General features: G+C 38.2%; 16 protein-coding genes and 1 pseudogene. 7 read left to right on the top strand and 10 right to left on the bottom strand.

What is annotated here, in order from left to right; genetic code table 11:
* The first annotated feature begins 12 nt into the window (after positions 1-12).
* Together BLS02_RS16860 and BLS02_RS16855 are read left to right on the top strand one after the other, a co-directional pair.
* The gene (locus BLS02_RS16860) at positions 13-342 is read left to right on the top strand and encodes a PadR family transcriptional regulator (RefSeq protein ID WP_092494197.1); all 330 of its coding nucleotides are present in this window, start codon (positions 13-15) and stop codon (positions 340-342) included.
* A gap of 1 nt (position 343) precedes the next feature.
* A complete protein-coding gene (locus BLS02_RS16855; RefSeq protein WP_092494196.1) occupies positions 344-1045 on the top strand; it encodes a DUF1129 family protein in 702 nt (233 codons plus the stop codon).
* Positions 1046-1066: 21 nt separating this feature from the next.
* Here BLS02_RS16855 and BLS02_RS16850 read toward each other — a convergent pair whose 3' ends face one another.
* Entirely contained in the window at positions 1067-2245 is a 1179-nt protein-coding gene (locus BLS02_RS16850; protein ID WP_092494195.1) for a CapA family protein, read from the bottom strand.
* 125 nt (positions 2246-2370) lie between these two features.
* Entirely contained in the window at positions 2371-3519 is a 1149-nt protein-coding gene (locus tag BLS02_RS16845; protein ID WP_092494194.1) for a thiolase family protein, read from the bottom strand.
* Between the two features lie 257 nt (positions 3520-3776).
* Here BLS02_RS16845 and BLS02_RS16840 point away from each other — a divergent pair, with 257 nt between their 5' ends.
* The 4 genes from BLS02_RS16840 (at position 3777) to BLS02_RS16825 (ending at position 6401) form a co-directional block, all read left to right on the top strand.
* Complete coding sequence (locus BLS02_RS16840) at positions 3777-3935, top strand: YfhE family protein (RefSeq protein ID WP_092494193.1); 159 nt, start codon at positions 3777-3779, stop codon at positions 3933-3935.
* A gap of 281 nt (positions 3936-4216) precedes the next feature.
* Positions 4217-5137 (top strand): ABC transporter ATP-binding protein, encoded by a 921-nt coding sequence (locus tag BLS02_RS16835; RefSeq protein ID WP_092494192.1) that lies wholly within the window; start codon positions 4217-4219, stop codon positions 5135-5137.
* Positions 5130-6095: an ABC transporter permease gene (locus tag BLS02_RS16830; RefSeq protein WP_092494191.1), complete on the top strand. Its 966-nt coding sequence runs from the start codon at positions 5130-5132 to the stop codon at positions 6093-6095. Before BLS02_RS16835 ends, BLS02_RS16830 begins: the two co-directional genes overlap by 8 nt.
* Positions 6096-6218: 123 nt before the next feature.
* On the top strand, positions 6219-6401 hold the full coding sequence (locus BLS02_RS16825) for a hypothetical protein (RefSeq protein WP_092494190.1): 183 nt from the start codon (positions 6219-6221) through the stop codon (positions 6399-6401).
* Positions 6402-6614: 213 nt separating this feature from the next.
* Here the strand turns inward: BLS02_RS16825 and BLS02_RS16820 are convergent, their stop codons facing one another.
* Positions 6615-6893 (bottom strand): YkvA family protein, encoded by a 279-nt coding sequence (locus tag BLS02_RS16820; protein WP_092494189.1) that lies wholly within the window; start codon positions 6891-6893, stop codon positions 6615-6617.
* A gap of 83 nt (positions 6894-6976) precedes the next feature.
* On the opposite strand from BLS02_RS16820, the pseudogene BLS02_RS16815 reads away from it, so the two are divergent.
* Positions 6977-7914, top strand: a pseudogene (locus tag BLS02_RS16815) (manganese catalase family protein).
* A gap of 16 nt (positions 7915-7930) precedes the next feature.
* Here the strand turns inward: BLS02_RS16815 and treR are convergent.
* The 7 genes from treR to BLS02_RS16780 form a co-directional block, all read right to left on the bottom strand.
* Positions 7931-8650 carry a trehalose operon repressor gene (gene treR / locus BLS02_RS16810; RefSeq protein WP_092494188.1) on the bottom strand — a complete coding sequence of 240 codons (720 nt, stop codon included), beginning with the start codon at positions 8648-8650 and terminating at the stop codon, positions 7931-7933.
* Positions 8651-8664: 14 nt separating this feature from the next.
* The gene (treC, locus tag BLS02_RS16805; protein WP_092494187.1) at positions 8665-10323 is read right to left on the bottom strand and encodes an alpha,alpha-phosphotrehalase; all 1659 of its coding nucleotides are present in this window, start codon (positions 10321-10323) and stop codon (positions 8665-8667) included.
* Positions 10324-10350: 27 nt separating this feature from the next.
* Positions 10351-12258, bottom strand: a complete 1908-nt coding sequence (gene treP, locus BLS02_RS16800) for a PTS system trehalose-specific EIIBC component (protein WP_254788802.1) — start codon at positions 12256-12258, stop codon at positions 10351-10353.
* A gap of 191 nt (positions 12259-12449) precedes the next feature.
* Entirely contained in the window at positions 12450-13529 is a 1080-nt protein-coding gene (locus BLS02_RS16795) for a PQQ-dependent sugar dehydrogenase (protein ID WP_254788801.1), read from the bottom strand.
* Positions 13530-13712: 183 nt separating this feature from the next.
* Positions 13713-15539: a translational GTPase TypA gene (typA, locus tag BLS02_RS16790; protein ID WP_092494186.1), complete on the bottom strand. Its 1827-nt coding sequence runs from the start codon at positions 15537-15539 to the stop codon at positions 13713-13715.
* Between the two features lie 60 nt (positions 15540-15599).
* On the bottom strand, positions 15600-16916 hold the full coding sequence (locus BLS02_RS16785; protein ID WP_092494185.1) for a sensor histidine kinase: 1317 nt from the start codon (positions 16914-16916) through the stop codon (positions 15600-15602).
* Positions 16913-17605: a response regulator transcription factor gene (locus BLS02_RS16780; protein WP_092494184.1), complete on the bottom strand. Its 693-nt coding sequence runs from the start codon at positions 17603-17605 to the stop codon at positions 16913-16915. The genes BLS02_RS16785 and BLS02_RS16780 overlap by 4 nt, the downstream gene beginning before the upstream one ends.
* Positions 17606-17741: the final 136 nt, after the last annotated feature.

Genomic DNA, 17741 nt, shown 5'->3' with positions numbered 1-17741 from the left:
GTAGGTTTAAATATGACGTTAAGAAGTCAGTTATTAAAAGGTATTTTAGAAGGCTGCATCCTTTCTATTATTAGCCGGCAGCCAACATATGGCTATGAACTCTCGATAAGGCTACAGGAATTTGGTTTATCCGATGTTAGTGAGGGTTCGATCTATCCGATTTTGCTGCGCCTGCAAAAGGAAAAATTAGTTCAGGGAGAAATGAAGAAATCTGAATCAGGCCCTAAGCGTAAATATTATTCCTTAACCACAGAGGGCCATGAAGCATTAAAACAGTTTGTTCATCATTGGGAAAATATCAAACGGCCAGTAGATAAAATTATAGAGAAAGGAGAAATCTAATATGAATGCAAAGGCTATTATTGAGTTAAACAATGAAAAACGGGAGCAATTAAACGAGGAAAATTTAAAGTATTATGAAGATATGCTCGTGTACATACGTTTAAACACAAATAAATCTGAACAGCAAACAGAAGAGGTTTTACTTGAATTGCTAGAGCACATTCTGCAGGCCCAGGAAGAAGGACGAACTGCTGAAGAAGTTTTTGGCAAGGATCCAAAGACATATTGTAAAGAAATTATAGGGGAAATTCCTGTTGAAAATCGTAAGCGTCAAATTTTATTTATAAGTTCAATTATACTGCAGTTTCTGGCAATTATTAGCCTTACACACGGAATAATTGAATTCGGGCTTAATTATTTTTTTGATCTCGGTTCTGCCAATACAACCTTTTCGATAGGATCTGGTATTGCAATTCTCATTATCGATGTACTAATCGCTTTTTTATTCATTATAATAATTTTTAAGTGGTTAAAAAATACTGTATTTAAAGATGACAAGAAGCAAAAAAAATGGGTAGAATTCTTACAGGTTTGGGCATTTAGCACCTTTTCAATTGGACTATTTGTCCTTGTTATATATTTGATGCCTGACTTTGGAACTACGGTTATTATTCCGACGATATACTTTGCTGGTCTAGGCGTTTTTCTTTATCTTGTATCTTTCTTAATTGAACGAAAAAAGCGTTCCATCCAACTGAGATAAGGAATAGCAGTAAGGTTATTGCTATTCCTCAATAAACTCAAGCTCTGGAACCCACTGAGACATATGGTCTTTGATTTCCTGATAGTGTTTTTCAGTATTTGCAAGTTCATCATTTGTTAACTGGTACATCGGGGCAACCTGATAATTCGCCCAGTTGCTATACTTTACAAAGGTCGGCATCAACTGAGGTGATTTCACCTCAACTGTTTCTTTTTCACCTTTAATTGTTTTATGAATAGTAAATTTAAAAATCCCGCCAATTCGTCGATAAAATTCATCCTGACCTGATAAAAAATTACCTAACGAGTACGCGACTAACGTTTTATTTCCGTTTGCACCTTCTACCCAATCGATAGGCTGCAGGACATGTGGATGATGGCCCAAAACAACGTTCACGCCATTATCAGCAGCAAATTGGACGAGCTCTTTTTGTCCTTCACTTGGTAATCGTTCATATTGATTACCAAAATGCATGCTCAATACCACAGCATCTGCTTGTTTTTTCGCTTTCTGAATACTACTCGCCATTATTTCTTTATCAATTAAATTGACTAAAAAATTTTTTCCTTCTGGCACTTGAAGTCCATTTGTTCCATATGTATACGCTAAAAAAGCAACAGAAATTCCTTCATCTGTTTCATATACCCGGATCTTGTTACTGTCAGCTTCACTCTTGTATGCACCAGTGTACATCATATCAATGCTTTCCCAATGCTCTATGGCACTTTGAATTGCTTCTTCCCCGCCATCCAATGTGTGATTGTTTGCTAAAGAAACGACATCAACACCTGATTTTTTCAATACATCACCTACAGCATAAGGGCTGTTAAATGTTGGGTATGAAGACAATCCTAATAACTTACCACCAATCATTGTTTCTTGATTGGCGAACGTAATGGTTGTGTCATTTAAGAATGGTTTAACACGCTCAAGCATTGACATAAAGTTATAGCCACTATCCGTTTGCGCATCTTCATATACAGTGTTATGGATCAGCATATCACCAATTGCAGAAATTGTAATTTCTTTATGGACTTCCTCTGGTTCTTTTGTCTCTTTTGGTACTACTGGTTTCTTGGGTTCTGTGGTTTCTTCATTTTCTGGTTCGGCAGTTTCTTCAGGTTCTTTATCAGAACAAGCTGCAATTAAAACACATAGCAATAGCCCCAACAGAAACCACACTAATTTACCCCGTTTCATAGACTGTTGCTCCTTAGCATCTTTTACCCTAATATAACACACTTTCTATATTTAACGAATCTACTCTAAATTAATCCCATATTTATCCGTTCCTTTTACAGCTCTTTCATATGATATCTGAGACTTTAAAGTCGTTCAATTATTGTCGCATTCGCCATCCCCATACCTTCACAAATTGCCAACAAACCGTATCTACCTTCTGTACGTTCCAATTCATTAACTAACGAAACAAGCAGCTTCGTTCCTGTCGCTCCAAGCGGATGACCAAGTGCAATTGCACCACCATTCACGTTCAGCTTATCAGGATCTCCACCAATATCGTTCAGCCAAGCTAACGGTACTGGAGCAAATGCCTCATTAACTTCATACCGATCTATCTGTTCAATTGAAAGGTTAGCCTTTCTCAGCGCTCTTCTTGTTGCTTCGATTGGTCCTGTCAGCATAAGAGTAGGATCAGATCCAACAACAGTTCGGGCTGTAATTCTTGCTTTTGGTTTCAAACCAAGTTCCTCTGCCTTTTCGCTGGACATTAATAGTACAGCACTTGCCCCATCGCTCATTTGACTTGCATTTCCAGCTGTTATTTTACCGTCTTCCTTAAAGACTGTCTTCAGCTCTGCTAGTGCTTCCTTAGTAGTATTAGCTCTTGGTCCCTCATCGGTTTTCAAAAGTTCCAGCTGTCCATTCTCATTTTCTGTTTCTACCGGTACAATTTCCTGTTCAAAATTACCCTTTTTAATTGCTGCTAATGCACGCTTGTGACTTTGCAGTGAAAATTGATCTAACTCTTCTCTTGTAAACTTCCATTTATCGGCAATCTTTTCCGCCGAGATTCCCTGATTAACAATTTCATATTGTGCTATCAATTTTTCACTTGGCTTTGTACCCTGCATATTGGAAAACATTGGTGCGCGTGTCATGCTCTCAACACCACCTGCAATCATAATATCCATATCTCCAGCCGCGATTGCCTGCGCGCCAAAGTGAACAGCTTGCTGACTTGAACCACACTGCCGATCAATTGTTACACCTGGTACATGTGATGGAAAACCAGCAATTAAAGCTGCAGTCCTAGCAATATTTCCGCCTTGCTCATTGACTTGTGTTACGCAACCTAAGATGACATCTTCCACATCACCTTTATTGATATTCGAACGTTCAACCAAATCTTCCAGTACGACTGCGGCCAGTTCATCTGATCGGTAATTTGCATACATACCTTTTCTTCTGCCTATTGCTGTACGGCAACCGTCCACAATAACAACATCTCGCATAACTACACCCCTTTTATTAAAAATGACTATTTCCATTATATCTGATTTTTTTGAAAATAAAAGGTAGTTTGTACTAATATAATCGAAGCTCACAACGAAAAGGTGTCACCAAAATATATTTTTTAAATGACACTTTTCATGACTGAGAAACAATTATATATAGAACTACACTATATTTATAATTCCATGTTTAAATCTATATTCAATGGGAATAAAATATATAGACTGATAATCTATCACTAGAAAGGAAGTCTACTATGAGAAAAGCTCAATATCAGCCAACAAAGAACAAGCAATTACCAGATGCTCTGGAAGTTCATTATTCAAAAGAATTTAAGAAAGCAGACATTGCCGCCGGATATCGGCAGTCTCGAGTTAGAGAGGCAAAAGGAGAAAATCCCGATTTAATCAAATAACCCTATTTCCCTAGGTACTCTGTACGTACTATCTCGTATGGGGTACCTTTTTTGGCAGTTAAGAAAGTATAAATCCTTTCTTACTGCATAAGTGCAACTAAGGCAATCGCCATTAAGGCTTGCACTCCAGAGTATAAGGGGTTCTAAGAAAGCAAAATACGCTTTCATAAGAATCCCTTTAACGAATGCCAAGTTTTCTAATCTAAAAATTGTGGTTTAATGAAACATTTTATTAATTTGTTCGTACTTATGTATAGCATTAGGAAAGGAAGGATTTTTACATGTCAAATGCAGCCATAGAATTAATAGATTTAAAGAAAACGCTAGGCAAAAAAGAAATTATTAAGGGACTTTCTTTTTCTATTGATAGAGGAGAAGTATTTGGATTTATTGGCCCAAATGGTGCCGGCAAGACAACAACAATACGCATGATGGTTGGATTGATGCAAATTACAGATGGTGATGTTCATATACTGGGAAATAGCATCAAAACCGATTACAAGGAAGCAATCAGCGAAGTTGGTGCTATTGTCGAAAACCCTGAAATGTACCCATTCATGAGCGGATGGCAGAATCTGATGCATTTTTCCCGCATGATTCCTGGGGTTACGAAAGAACGCATTCATGAAGTAATTAGGCTAGTAGGATTAGAGAAAGCAATTAATGAAAAAGTAAAAAAATACTCATTGGGAATGCGACAGCGGTTGGGGATCGCGCAAGCACTCTTACATAAACCCTCAGTACTAATTCTGGACGAGCCTACCAATGGGTTAGATCCTGCCGGTATTCGCGAAATTCGTAAGTATATAAGAGCATTAGCCAGCGAAGAAAACGTTGCTGTGATTATTTCAAGTCATTTATTATCGGAGATCGAGCTAATGTGTGATCGCATAGGACTTATCAAAAATGGCGAACTTGTAGCGACACAGGACGTTAACGCAGCAACTGATCAGGATAGCGCAAGTCCAGTACAAATGGAAGTAACACCAATTGAACATGCAATCAAAATCCTAAAATCAAATCATGATATTGATGCAACTTCAGAAAACGGCACAATAACCATCCAGAGTGAGCGTGATACAATACCATCAATCATTAAAACACTGATAAATAATGACGTCCTTGTCTACCAGGTATCTATTACGAAATCAACACTAGAAGATAAATTCTTTGATTTGATTGGAGAGAATACAATTGAGTAATTTTTTTAAGCTTTTAGTTAACGAACAGTACAAGTTATACATACGCAAGTCAACATGGGTAATGTACATTCTTGTATCTCTCATTATTCTTGGGTTAGCTTTTCTTGGTAACTTTGCACAAGGTGCCAATGCCCCGGGCACCAATGAAAAATATCAGGATAGTAATTGGAAACAAACACTCCAGCAGGAAAATGAAGATTTAAAGAAACAAATAGAAGAAGAAGAGATGATGCAAGGCTTTAACGCACGTCAGATTGAAGAAAATAACTACTATCTTGATAATGATATCCAACCTAGCAGCTATGATGCTTGGCAATTTGTAATGGAAAATGAATTTTTGCTATCACTAGTGAGCTTATTTACCATAATCGTTGCAGCAGGAATAATTGCAAATGAATTTAAATGGGGTACCATTAAACTGCTGCTCATCCGGCCGATCACACGTACGAAGATATTATTATCAAAATATGTGTCGGTCCTGTTGTTCGCATTATTTACACTACTATATGTTTTAGTGTTTTCTTGGGTAGTTGGCATCCTATTTTTCGGGATAAACGGAATGGACCCGCATATCGTTCTTAACCAAAGTGAAAGCTATTCTTACGTATCTGTCATTCAGCAAATTATTGAAGGGTATGGATTCCAGCTTGTAACACTATTAATGATGGCAACATTTGCGTTCATGATTTCAGCAATTTTCCGTCAAAGCTCACTGGCAATCGGGATAGCTATTTTTCTCATGCTTGCTGGTAATGCGATTGTAACCTTTTTCGCAGACTATAGTTGGGCAAAATACATCATGTTTGCGAATACAGATTTGAGTCAGTATACAAATGGCACACCTTGGCTTGATGGAATGAGCCTAGGATTCTCTATAACAGTCTTGGTTGTATATTACTTAATTTTCCTTGTTCTATCCTGGGTATTTTTCACAAAAAGGGATGTGGCTGGACAATAGAATCCTTCAAAAGTTTGCAGGAGTTATGTTATAACTAGTATGAAAGGCATATTATTATTAACGAGAGATTAAAAAGTTTCATATCGTAATTATCAGTTACCTTTAATAATTGGGGTGTTTTCAGTGAAACGTTATTTATCAACCTTTTTTCTCATCCTGAGTGCTATCATACTAATTATAGGTCTGCGAATGAACCTGCAGTGGAGTGGAATAGCTGCCTGGGGCTTATCGTTCATCAGTTTAATATTTGCAGCATACTATACAAAGTATATTCCAAATGACAAAAAAGACGAAAAGCAATCATAAAAAGTCGGAATGCAAACTAGAAAATTGCATTCCGGCTTTTTAGTTTTGGCTGCTATTCAAAAGATTGTTTCCTTTTCCAAGCAATGGGTCTTAGTTGATATACACTGTTACACAAGCTAAGGCTAACCCATTTGTTGTATTTAGTATTGTTCTCTGACCAGGTTCGCGAAGTTTATTTCCGAAACGTTGTGATAGCACTATAACAACCTTAATTTAATCAAATAATTCATGTTTTTCTTTTAGTGATTGAGGAGCAGAGTTAACCATTCGCTCCAAAAGGAAAATAGCAATCGTTATATCATCAACAATCCCAAATATAAACAAAAAGTCCGGGATAATATCAAATGGAATAGCGATATAGCTAATAATTAAAAGCGCATATATCAATTTAGTAATGGGTTTAATCTCTTTGGATATAAAGAAGTCTTTTAAAAATGGAATAGATTTGTGAAATTTAAATAAAAACCGAATTCGTTTTAAGTATATCCTCATTCAATGCACCTGCTTTCTCCGTATAGTTACAGTACTATTAAACAAACTATAAAAGTAGCTTATCATAAAAAAGAGGAATCGATGTGTTTCATCATATTAAGGAATTGCAATACAATGCGAAACCTTCAAAGCCAGATCCTGTATACGCAAAGAAACTGCAAGAGGGATTAGGTGGACAGTACGGCGAAATGACAGTTATGATGCAATATCTTTTCCAGGGGTGGAACTGTCGTGGCGACCAAAAATACAAGGATATGATACTTGATATAGGTACAGAGGAAATTGCCCATGTGTTAACAACAATGATCGCTCAATTACTTGACGGAGCCCCAGCGAAGGAACAGGATGAAGCAGCAAAGAATCCGGTAGTAGAAGCAGCACTAGAGGGAATGAATCGTCAGCATATTATAGTTTCAGGGTTAGGCGCTACGCCAACAGACAGTACCGGTTATCCTTGGCAGTTACTTTCTTACTGCATAAGTGCAACTAAGACTTTCGCCATTAAGGCTTGGCGATAAGCCAAGTTTTCTAAGAATTCCCGCTATACGATTTCAAGCGGTAATTTATTGGCTGGTTTTCGGGCAAATTTAAATGCTGAATCACAAGGAAGATTACAAGTTGTGCGTTTTATATGAATCAACAACTGATCCAGGGGTCAGAGACATGCTTTCATTCCTGATTGCACGAGACACAATGCACCAAAATCAGCAGTGGATGGCTGCTATTGAAGAACTGGAACAAATTCAAAAGGCAATTGTTCCTAGCACATTCCCACAGGAAAACAAGAAACAACAGGTTTCCTATTCATTCATGAATTTTTCCAAGGGAGAAGAAAGTGCACAGGGGAGATGGGGCAATCGGACCTTCCTATAATGGACAGGGTAACTTTGAATATGTAGCGAACCCAGAGGCTAAGGGTCAGGTTCCATTTCTTAAACCATCACCAGCCTATATTCACGGTACACCTCCAACCGGGAACCTGCCACCAAATACCAATAGTTCAACATTTGATAAAAGCTAACTCCTGTGTAAAGGAGTTAGCTTTTATTATTTTCACGTCTGGCAAAATCAACAAATCGAAATTTATCCGGACGGTGCCGTGATTCTGTATATTGAAATAAACTTGTATCCTCAAGGTATACCATGCTTTTAATTACGACAACATTAGAATAGCCTTCAAGATCCAGTAGAGCTCGGTCTTCTTCAGAAGGCTCTTCAACAACAATTTCCTTTCGGGCAAAGCTTATTTTCAATTCAAGCTGATTCTCCAGGTAATCATAAATTGAATCCTCACATATTTCCCTTGTTAATTCAGGAACATAATCCTTATTAAAATAATCTTTATCTAATATTACTTTTTCACCTGAAATCTTTCTTGCTCTAACTACCTTCCATACTGAATCACGAAGATTTATATTTAATTTTGATTGTAATTCCTGGTCCGCTTCAACGATTGCTAGTTCATTAACTATCGTATTGGCTGGTAATTGCAAATTTGTTGCCAGTTCTTTGAAACTAACAATACCTGAGACTGGAAAGTCAAACTTATTGGTATCAATTACCACAGAACCTTTCCCGCGAATCTTTTGAATATACCCATCTTGTGCCAATTGGTTCAGTGCCTTTCGGATTGTTTCCCGTGAGGTAGAGTATATCTCTGTGAGTTCGTTTTCAGATGGTAACTTTGTTGACTCTGGCCATTGATTTGACTGAATTTTTTTCACGAGTTCATGATATATCGTTAAATACTTTTGCATCGCGCTCTACCCCATTATTTCAAATAATACACAACTGACTCATATGGTCTTAATTTAAATTGATCAAACGTTTGATCAGTGTCCGGATAATTCGAGAGTAACATTTTTATATTCTCATAATTCGCTAAATCAATATGTGCTGTTACTTCTTTTCCATAGAAATTACTTACAACAAGTAAGGTTTCATTGTTCCAATTACGTTTATACGCAAATACACTATCATTATCTTTAAGTAATAATTGGTAGTCACCATATGTTATGATATCATACTTTTTCCTTAAATCTACCAACTCCTGATAGTGTGAAAAGATTGAATTCGGATTGCTTAAGGCCTTTTCCGCATTTATTTGTTCATAATTGTCTGCAATTGGTATCCACGGAGTGGTGGAAGAGAACCCAGCATGATTGCCTGCTGACCATTGCATTGGTGTCCTGGCGTTATCACGTGACTTTTGCTGAAGGATAGCCAACACTTCATCCTCAGGTTTCCCAGAACGGAGCAACGATTCATAAGCATTTAGTGATTCCACATCACGATAGTCATCAATTTGCGTAAAGTTAGGGTTAGTCATCCCAATCTCTTCCCCCTGAAAAATATAGGGAGTTCCTTTCATCATGTGTAAAGTTGTTGCAAGCATTTTTGCTGATTCGTTATGGTATTTTCCGTCATTACCGAAGCGCGAAACAACACGTGGCTGGTCATGGTTGCACCAGAACAATGCATTCCAGCCACCCCCTTCATGCATGCCGACTTGCCACTCAGATAAAATCCTCTTTAATTTCTGGAAATCAAATGGCGCTTTCGTCCACTTTTCACCACCACGGTAATCTACCTTTAAATGATGAAATTGGAACGTCATATCAAGTTCATTCCGTTCAGGGCGTGTATAAAGCACACAATTATCCAGTGTTGTAGATGACATCTCACCAACAGTCATCATACGATGTGGCGAAAAAACAGCTTGATTCATCTCGTGTAAGTATTCATGAATCCGAGGTCCATCAGTATAGAATTTTCTCCCATCTCCAGAATAATCATTTGGAAAATGCTGATCCTTCGAAATAAGATTGATTACATCCAGGCGAAATCCATCAATTCCTTTATTAGTCCAGAATCGCATCATTTCATATAATTCTTCTCTGAGTTGGTCATTTTCCCAGTTCAGATCTGCTTGTGTTTGATCAAATAAATGCAAGTAATATTGGTTTGTTTTTTGATCAAATTGCCAAGCAGAGCCACCGAATTTCGATTGCCAATTATTTGGCACATCACCATTCGTGGCACCCTTCCAAATGTAGAAATCACGAAACTTATTATCTTTAGATTCCGATGCCTTTTTGAACCATTCGTGTTCAGTTGATGTATGATTGATAACGAGATCCATTATAAGTTTCATATCTCGTTTATGCGTTTCAGCCAGTAATTCTTCAAAGTCCTCCATCGTTCCGTACATTGGTTCAATGGAATAATAATCACTAATATCATAGCCATTATCTTTTTGCGGTGAATGATAAACAGGTGTCAGCCAAATAACGTCGACACCTATTTTTTTTATATAATCAAGCTTCTTGATAATCCCTTGTATATCGCCTACACCATTGCCTGTTGTGTCATGGAAACTCTTAGGATATATTTGGTAAACAACAGCTTTCTGCCACCATGCTTCATTCATTGCTAACACCCCGTAATTCTAGTTGTATTAATGTGTATTAAGCTTTCTTTTTGCAATTAAATACGTAATTATAAATGGCACAACGATAACAATCGCCATTCCGATAAAGAATGAAAGCATTCCATTCGCAATAGATAGGAATCCTGGAACGCCGCCTATCCCGATAGATTCTGCAGTTACATGCTGCATCGTGATGAATGCTCCAGCTATTGACGATCCAAATACCGCAGCAATAAACGGATACTTAAAACGCAAATTCACTCCAAACATCGCCGGTTCAGTGATTCCAAGCCAGGCAGATAGACCTGAAGTACCTGCAAGTCCTTTTAGTTTTTCCTCTCTTGCAACGAGCATCATCGCGAAGGCTGCAGCACCCTGAGCAATATTAGATAATGCCAGAATCGGCCACAGAAAAGTGGAGCCAGTGCTGCCGATCAGTTGCAGATCAATAGCCAGGAAGGTGTGGTGCATACCTGTAATAACCATTGGTGCATATATTGCTCCATAAACAAGACCACCAATCAATGCAAACTGATCAAATAATGCTACAAGTCCATCAGTAATTCCGTTTCCGATAGCAAAAGTGATTGGGCCTATAATAATAAATGTTAGGAATCCAGTAACCAGCAGTGCAACAGGTGCTACCACAAGTAATTGTAATGAATCAATAACACGTTTTTTCATAAAGATTTCAATTTTCGCAAGAACCCATGATGCAAATAACACAGGGAGGACTTGGCCTTGATAACCGATTTTATCCACTTCAAACCCGAACAGGTTCCACTTTGGAATTTCGCCTGCTTCCAAAGCATCACCGTAAGCCCATGCATTGAGAAGTGCCGGGTGAACCATTATCAGTCCGAGAACAACACCGAGCAATTCATTACCGCCAAACCGTTTGACAGCTGACCAACCAATTAATGCTGGTAAGAAGGTAAATGCCGTATTTGCTATTATATTAATCATATCGGCTAATCCAGCCCATTGCGGGTACATTTCGACAATCGGTTGATCAGCAAAAACCGGATTTACAAGTATATTATTGATACCCATCAGTAGACCAGCAGTTACGATTGCAGGTAAAATGGGAATGAAAACATCAGCTAATACCTTGATAGCCCGCTGCAGTAGATTTTGTTTTTGCGCGGTAGCTGCTTTAACGTCTTCCTTAGAGGCTTCACCAATATTCGTTTGATTAACCATTGCAGCATATACCTTGTCAACAGTTCCTTGGCCGATTACCACTTGAAACTGACCGTTAGCTGAAAATGATCCTTTTACGATATCCATGTTTTCCAGAGTATCTTTATTAACTTGATCTTCATCCGATAACGCAAAACGAAGACGTGTCACACAATGGGTGGCAACGTTAATGTTTCCCTCGCCACCTAGTGCTTCAACAATTTCACTCGCTTCTTGGCTGTATTGATCCGTTCCTGTTGCTGGTACTTTTTCCTCAGTGGCATTCTTTGTCTGCACATTAAATAATCTTGATTGGCCACCGACAACTGTTGAATCATTTATTTTTTCGAAAAATTCCAGTTCACTGCCATTTGTGATAATTACCGGCGTAATTACATCAGTTGCTTTTTCTCGGATAAAGTCTACGTCAAATGTAATTAGAGGATCCCCGATTTTCACTTGATCGCCTTGTTTCACATGTGCTTCAAACCCCTTACCATCTAAAGAAACCGTATCAAGACCAATATGAATTAATACCTCTACACCAGAGTTTCCTCGAATTCCTACAGCATGCTTTGTAGGAAAAATCTGAACAACTTCCCCATCCAATGGTGCTACTACTTTACCATCACTAGGGTCAATTGCCAGACCATCACCCATCATTTTTTCAGAAAAGGTTGGATCTGGAACATCTTCAAGTTTTTTTATCTGACCACTAATTGGCGCATAGATCACTTCTTTATTATTTACCACAGGAATACCTCCCTAATTTTTAGAAACTCTTTTAAACATGTATATACAAGTAACTCATTTAAGTTTAACTTGTATATACATGTTTTGCAAGGGCTTTCATTAATAAAGAAGATATTTTCTTCTGAAATCTGATGACTTGCCGAATATCTATATAAAAACTACCTTGCATAGTGTGTGCAAGGTAGTTCATTCTAGTCTAAATCGTTATATGGTAAGAATAGCAACCTGTCGTCATTTGCTGCCGGATCTCCACGACCATCCGTATTATTTGTCAGGAAATAGATTCCTTCGTTAGAAGCGAGAGCGTCACGAACTCGCCCTACATTCGAAACTATTAGCTTCTGGGTCTTGTTTGCTGGGTCAAACCGGCGTAGCCCCTCACCTCTTAATGAAGCAAAGTAGAAAAAACCATTATGATACGTCATTCCAGAAGGTGCCCAGGTATTTTCACCAGAATGAATAATCGGACTCTCCATATTAGCAGCTGTTTCATCACCCTGAATCTCCGGCCAGCCATAATTACTCCCTTTAATTATTCTGTTAATTTCATCATGTGCACTTGAGCCATGTTCCGTTGCGAACATTTCATCTGCTTCATTCCACGCCATACCCTGTGGATTACGATGTCCAAACGTAAATACATAGGAATCTTCAAACGGGTTATCAGCTGGAATAGACCCGTCAAGGTTCATCCTTAAAATTTTCCCAGCTAAACTATCTAGGTCCTGTGCCAATTCGGGTTGTGTCGCATCACCGGTTGTTATATACAGTTTATTATCTGGCCCAATTTCAATACGACCGCCCTGGTGGAACTGCCCTCCAGGAATCCTATCTATTAACACAGATGTTTCTTCCCATTGTTCGTCTGACTCTTTAATTGTAACTACCCTTTGATAGTACTGATTATCTTCCTGATAGGAATAATAGGCAAAAGCTTTATTAGTTTCACTAAAATTTCCAGGAACCGCAATGCCTAATAATCCCGCTTCTGCCTGGTTAGATAGGTCCTTTGAAAATTGTACCTGTTTACGTGTCTGTTCACCTTTTTTAATTGTAACAATTGATCCGATTCGCTCGCTTACGTAAAATGCGTCATTTAGTTTGGCAATCTCCCAAGGCTCCTGAAGATTTTCAGCAATAACTTGAAGATCCCCTTCTGTATTTGGAATATCAACAATTGCCTCATCTGATTGTTGCTGTCTTTCTTCATCTTGAGAACAAGCGCTGGCTATAAACATGAATGTGAAAATTATGATTAAATATCGGGTCAAGGAATCACCTCACAATTGATTATTTCGTTCAGTTTACCTTTTAAGAGGACTTGTTTCAATATTTAAGTGTGGATTCAGAGCACCATCTGCTCATTTCTAGCTTCCAATGATAAGCCGTCTGTCTGTTAATAAAGCAAAAACGGCAGAAGCACTATGATATGCCCCTGCCGTACAAATTCAATATTAAATTTTTGCTTTTTTTGATGCTTTTTGGCGTTCACTGTTGTTCAATATTTTTTTACGAAGACGAATTGATTCTGGTGTTACCTCACAATACTCATCATCATTCAAATATTCGATTGCTTCTTCTAATGACATCTCTCTAGTCTTTCTGATCGTAGATGTCTGGTCTTTGGTTGCTGAACGAACGTTCGTCAAATGCTTTTCTTTTGTAATATTAACAGTTAAATCATTTTCACGATTATGCTCGCCAACAATCATTCCAGCATAGATTTCTGTACCAGGTTCTACGAAAATCACTCCACGATCCTCAAGCTGCATGATGCCATAAGTCGATGCTTTACCTTGTTCCATTCCAACAAGTACACCTTCACGGCGGCCGCCAACCTGTCCTTTAGCGAAAGGCTCATAAGCGTCAAATGTGTGATTTATGATACCATAACCGCGTGTCTGTGACATAAACTCGGTTGAATACCCGATTAATCCACGTGATGGCACTTTAAATTCCAAACGAACTTGGCCGTTACCCTGGTTAACCATATCAAGCATTTCGCCTTTACGTGCACCAAGCGATTCCATGACAGACCCTGTGTAATCTTCAGGAACATCTACTTGGACGCGTTCAAATGGCTCACACTTTACTCCATCAATCTCTTTAATGATTACTTGTGGCTTAGAAAGCTGTAATTCAAAGCCTTCGCGACGCATGTTTTCAATCAGAATTGAAAGGTGCAGTTCACCACGGCCTGAAACGGTCCATGCATCCGGCGAATCGGTTGGTTCAACACGTAAGCTGACATCCGTTTCCAATTGCTTCATCAGGCGTTCTTCAATTCTCCGAGATGTGATATATTTACCTTCACGACCAGCAAATGGGCTATTATTAACAACAAATGTCATTTGCAGTGTTGGCTCATCAATACGCAACCATGGTAATGCTTCTGGATGATCATGTGCACAGATTGTTTCACCAACATTTATATCATCCAAACCAGCTATTGCGACGATATCGCCACCTTTGGCTTCCTCAATTTCAACTCTCTTTAAGCCTGTGAAGCCAAACAGTTTACTGATACGGAAGTTTTTTTGCGTGCCGTCTTTTTTCATTACAACAACCTGCTGTCCGACACTTATTTTACCTCGAACAACACGCCCTACACCGATTCTTCCGACATAGTCATTATAATCGAGTAGTGTAATCTGAAACTGCAACGGCTCTTCTTGGGTATCAGCAGGTGCAGGAATATGCCCCATTATCATTTTGAAAACCGGATCCATTGTTTCCTGCTGGTCATCAGGCTCTTCCCCTGACGTTCCGTTTATTGCTGAAGCATAAACAACTGGGAATTCCAATTGGTTATCATCTGCTCCTAATTCAATAAATAGATCCAATACCTCATCAACAACCTCTTGTGGTCTTGCGTTAGGTCGGTCTATTTTATTTAAAACGACAATAGGCGTCAATTTTTGTTCCAACGCTTTCTTCAATACAAACCGCGTTTGCGGCATTGTACCTTCATACGCATCAACAACTAATATAACGCCATCTACCATTTTCATAATACGTTCTACTTCCCCACCAAAATCTGCGTGGCCAGGCGTATCTAAAATATTAATAGCTGTGTCATTATATTTAATCGCTGTGTTCTTTGCCAAAATGGTAATTCCACGTTCTCGTTCAATATCGTTGGAGTCCATGGCACGTTCATTCACTTGTTCATTCTCACGGAATGTTCCTGAGTATCTCAGCATCTGATCAACAAGTGTTGTTTTGCCATGGTCAACATGGGCGATAATTGCGATATTACGAATATCTTCTCTTAATTGCATAAAAGTACGCTCCTCTATTATTACGGGGTGAATCAAACTATCCAATTGTAACACAAAAATCTAATTAGTAAAAGAAAGAATAAATTTAGCACCGCCAAGCTTGGATTCGTGTACCATGATTTTCCCGCCTGATTGTTCAATAATAGCACGTGCAATTGCTAGTCCTAAACCAGTTTCCCCATTATTACCTTTTACAAACCGGTGGAAAATATGTGGAAGTAAATCCTTTGATATTCCCTCGCCATCATCTTCAATAACAATTGTAGATTTTTCAACAGTTATATCAACACGCGTCTTTGCATGGCGAATCGCATTGAAGGTTATGTTTAATAATGCACGTAGAACCTTTTCCTGATCAACGAACAGTGAACTGCCCTCATCCACCTCTTGATTAATTGTTATATTTTTTTCATTAACCATCGGTAACGTTCGGTCCATCACTTGATTAATTAGTGTCGAAGTACTAACATTTTCCGGTTGATAAGCGGTTTGTTCACTATCAAGTTTCGCCAAAAGGATCATTTCATTTATAATCATTTTGAGCCGTTTAACTTCCGTGACCATCATATCCAGCCCTTTTTCCTGTTCCTGCTCATCAAAGACCTTATCGCGTATTCCCTCTGCATAACCTTGTATTGTCATTAGAGGTGTCTTTAATTCATGGCTCGCATTCTGGAAAAAGGCTTGCTGAGAATTTACGTAACGTTGAAGTTCAGATGCCATTTCGTAAACACTTTGCTCCACTTCTTTTATTTCACCGGTTGCTTTGATTGATTCAAGTTCATCAAATTTACGATTTTCTATTTTCTTTAGTTGACCTTTTAATCTGCTTAAAGGCGTTACCAATTTATTCGTTAGGAAATAACTAAGGAATACAGCTGCAATTGCACCAATTATAAAGACAATCATCAGCCGTTGAAAAAAGTCCTGTTGTACTGCCTGTAAATCATTTATCGGAGTTAATAGAATTAATTCCAATCCAGTACTTTCTGGGTTAAATAATATACGTGAAGTGACGAATTTATTATTTCCAATTTCCCATATTTCCTTTTGATCGTCTGCAAAATTATTATTTGCTGAAAATCCATTTACATACCTCGGAGGCATTGTTGAATCCAGTACACGATTCTGATGACGATTATATAGGAAAAGATCCAAATCCTGCTCATCAAGAAAATCACTGAATCCCTGTAAACTGTTCCCTCTGCCATTTTCATTTAGGACTTGAACCAGCAATTCACCATTTTGTTTTAATTCAGCCTGCTCATCCTCAATTAGCATATCCATAAGTAAAGAGTAGATGACAAGTCCTGTAACCGTAAGCATTACGAGGAGTAAAGTTGTAAAAGCCAGATTGAGCTGTGATTGAAGTTTCATGTCTGATCCTCTTCACTGCGCAGACGATACCCATATCCCCATACAGTTTCTAATGGAATATCACTCAGCTTTTTACGTATCCGTTTAACCAGATCATCAACAGCTCGATCACTGCCAAAATAATCTTCTCCCCAAATCTTTACTAGCAACTCTTCACGTGAAAAAGCACGATTTACATTTTCAGCAAATAATAATAGCATATCAAATTCTTTAGTAGTTACATCCTGTTCCTCACCACTCCAAAAAATTCTGCGGTCACTCTCATGAATTAACAGATTGTCGACCTTTAATCTGTCATGTCCGACTTCACTCATTTTCACTTGTGGCTGGGTGCGTTTAAAAACCCTTTTCACACGTGCAAGTAACTCTCGCGGACTAAATGGTTTGGTTAAGTAGTCGTCCCCACCCAACTCCAGTCCAAGGATTTTATCAATCTCATCGTCTTTTGCAGAAATGATGATGATTGGTACATTACTTTCGTTTCTGATATTTTTACAAAATTCATACCCATCCATGCCAGGGAGCATTATATCCAGTATCCACATGTCTGGAGGTTGTGTCTCCCAAAGTTCCCAGGCTTTCTCTGCAGATTCCATAACCGTTACATGGAAGCCTTCTTTTTTTAAATAAGCAGAAACGATGTTTTGAATATTCGTATCATCTTCTACTACACCAATGTGACTATTCATGTAATCGCCCCCTTAAACGTCATATTATTCTTATTTATATTTTTACATAAGTTAGTATTTGTGAACACTAATAAGCAAATTACACACTTTTTCCATATTTATACCAAATTCATACCAAATATAAAACCTATAATAA

It is taken from the genome of Virgibacillus salinus, from assembly GCF_900102415.1.
Lineage (GTDB): Bacteria > Bacillota > Bacilli > Bacillales > Amphibacillaceae > Lentibacillus > Lentibacillus subterraneus.
Note: the sequence above shows the minus strand (reverse complement) of the source record. Positions and strands in the feature narration are given on the sequence as shown.

What these genes read in the sequence shown, in the direction of transcription:
- BLS02_RS16840 (WP_092494193.1), top strand. Translation starts at nt 3,777, where the DNA reads ATGAGAAAAGCTCAATATCAGCCAACAAAGAACAAGCAATTACCAGAT.
- BLS02_RS16835 (WP_092494192.1), top strand. Translation starts at nt 4,217, where the DNA reads ATGTCAAATGCAGCCATAGAATTAATAGATTTAAAGAAAACGCTAGGC.
- treR (WP_092494188.1), bottom strand. Translation starts at nt 8,650, where the DNA reads ATGCAAAAGTATTTAACGATATATCATGAACTCGTGAAAAAAATTCAG.
- treC (WP_092494187.1), bottom strand. Translation starts at nt 10,323, where the DNA reads ATGAATGAAGCATGGTGGCAGAAAGCTGTTGTTTACCAAATATATCCT.
- BLS02_RS16845 (WP_092494194.1), bottom strand. Translation starts at nt 3,519, where the DNA reads ATGCGAGATGTTGTTATTGTGGACGGTTGCCGTACAGCAATAGGCAGA.
- BLS02_RS16785 (WP_092494185.1), bottom strand. Translation starts at nt 16,916, where the DNA reads ATGAAACTTCAATCACAGCTCAATCTGGCTTTTACAACTTTACTCCTC.
- typA (WP_092494186.1), bottom strand. Translation starts at nt 15,539, where the DNA reads ATGCAATTAAGAGAAGATATTCGTAATATCGCAATTATCGCCCATGTT.
- BLS02_RS16780 (WP_092494184.1), bottom strand. Translation starts at nt 17,605, where the DNA reads ATGAATAGTCACATTGGTGTAGTAGAAGATGATACGAATATTCAAAAC.
- BLS02_RS16860 (WP_092494197.1), top strand. Translation starts at nt 13, where the DNA reads ATGACGTTAAGAAGTCAGTTATTAAAAGGTATTTTAGAAGGCTGCATC.
- BLS02_RS16820 (WP_092494189.1), bottom strand. Translation starts at nt 6,893, where the DNA reads ATGAGGATATACTTAAAACGAATTCGGTTTTTATTTAAATTTCACAAA.
- BLS02_RS16855 (WP_092494196.1), top strand. Translation starts at nt 344, where the DNA reads ATGAATGCAAAGGCTATTATTGAGTTAAACAATGAAAAACGGGAGCAA.
- BLS02_RS16850 (WP_092494195.1), bottom strand. Translation starts at nt 2,245, where the DNA reads ATGAAACGGGGTAAATTAGTGTGGTTTCTGTTGGGGCTATTGCTATGT.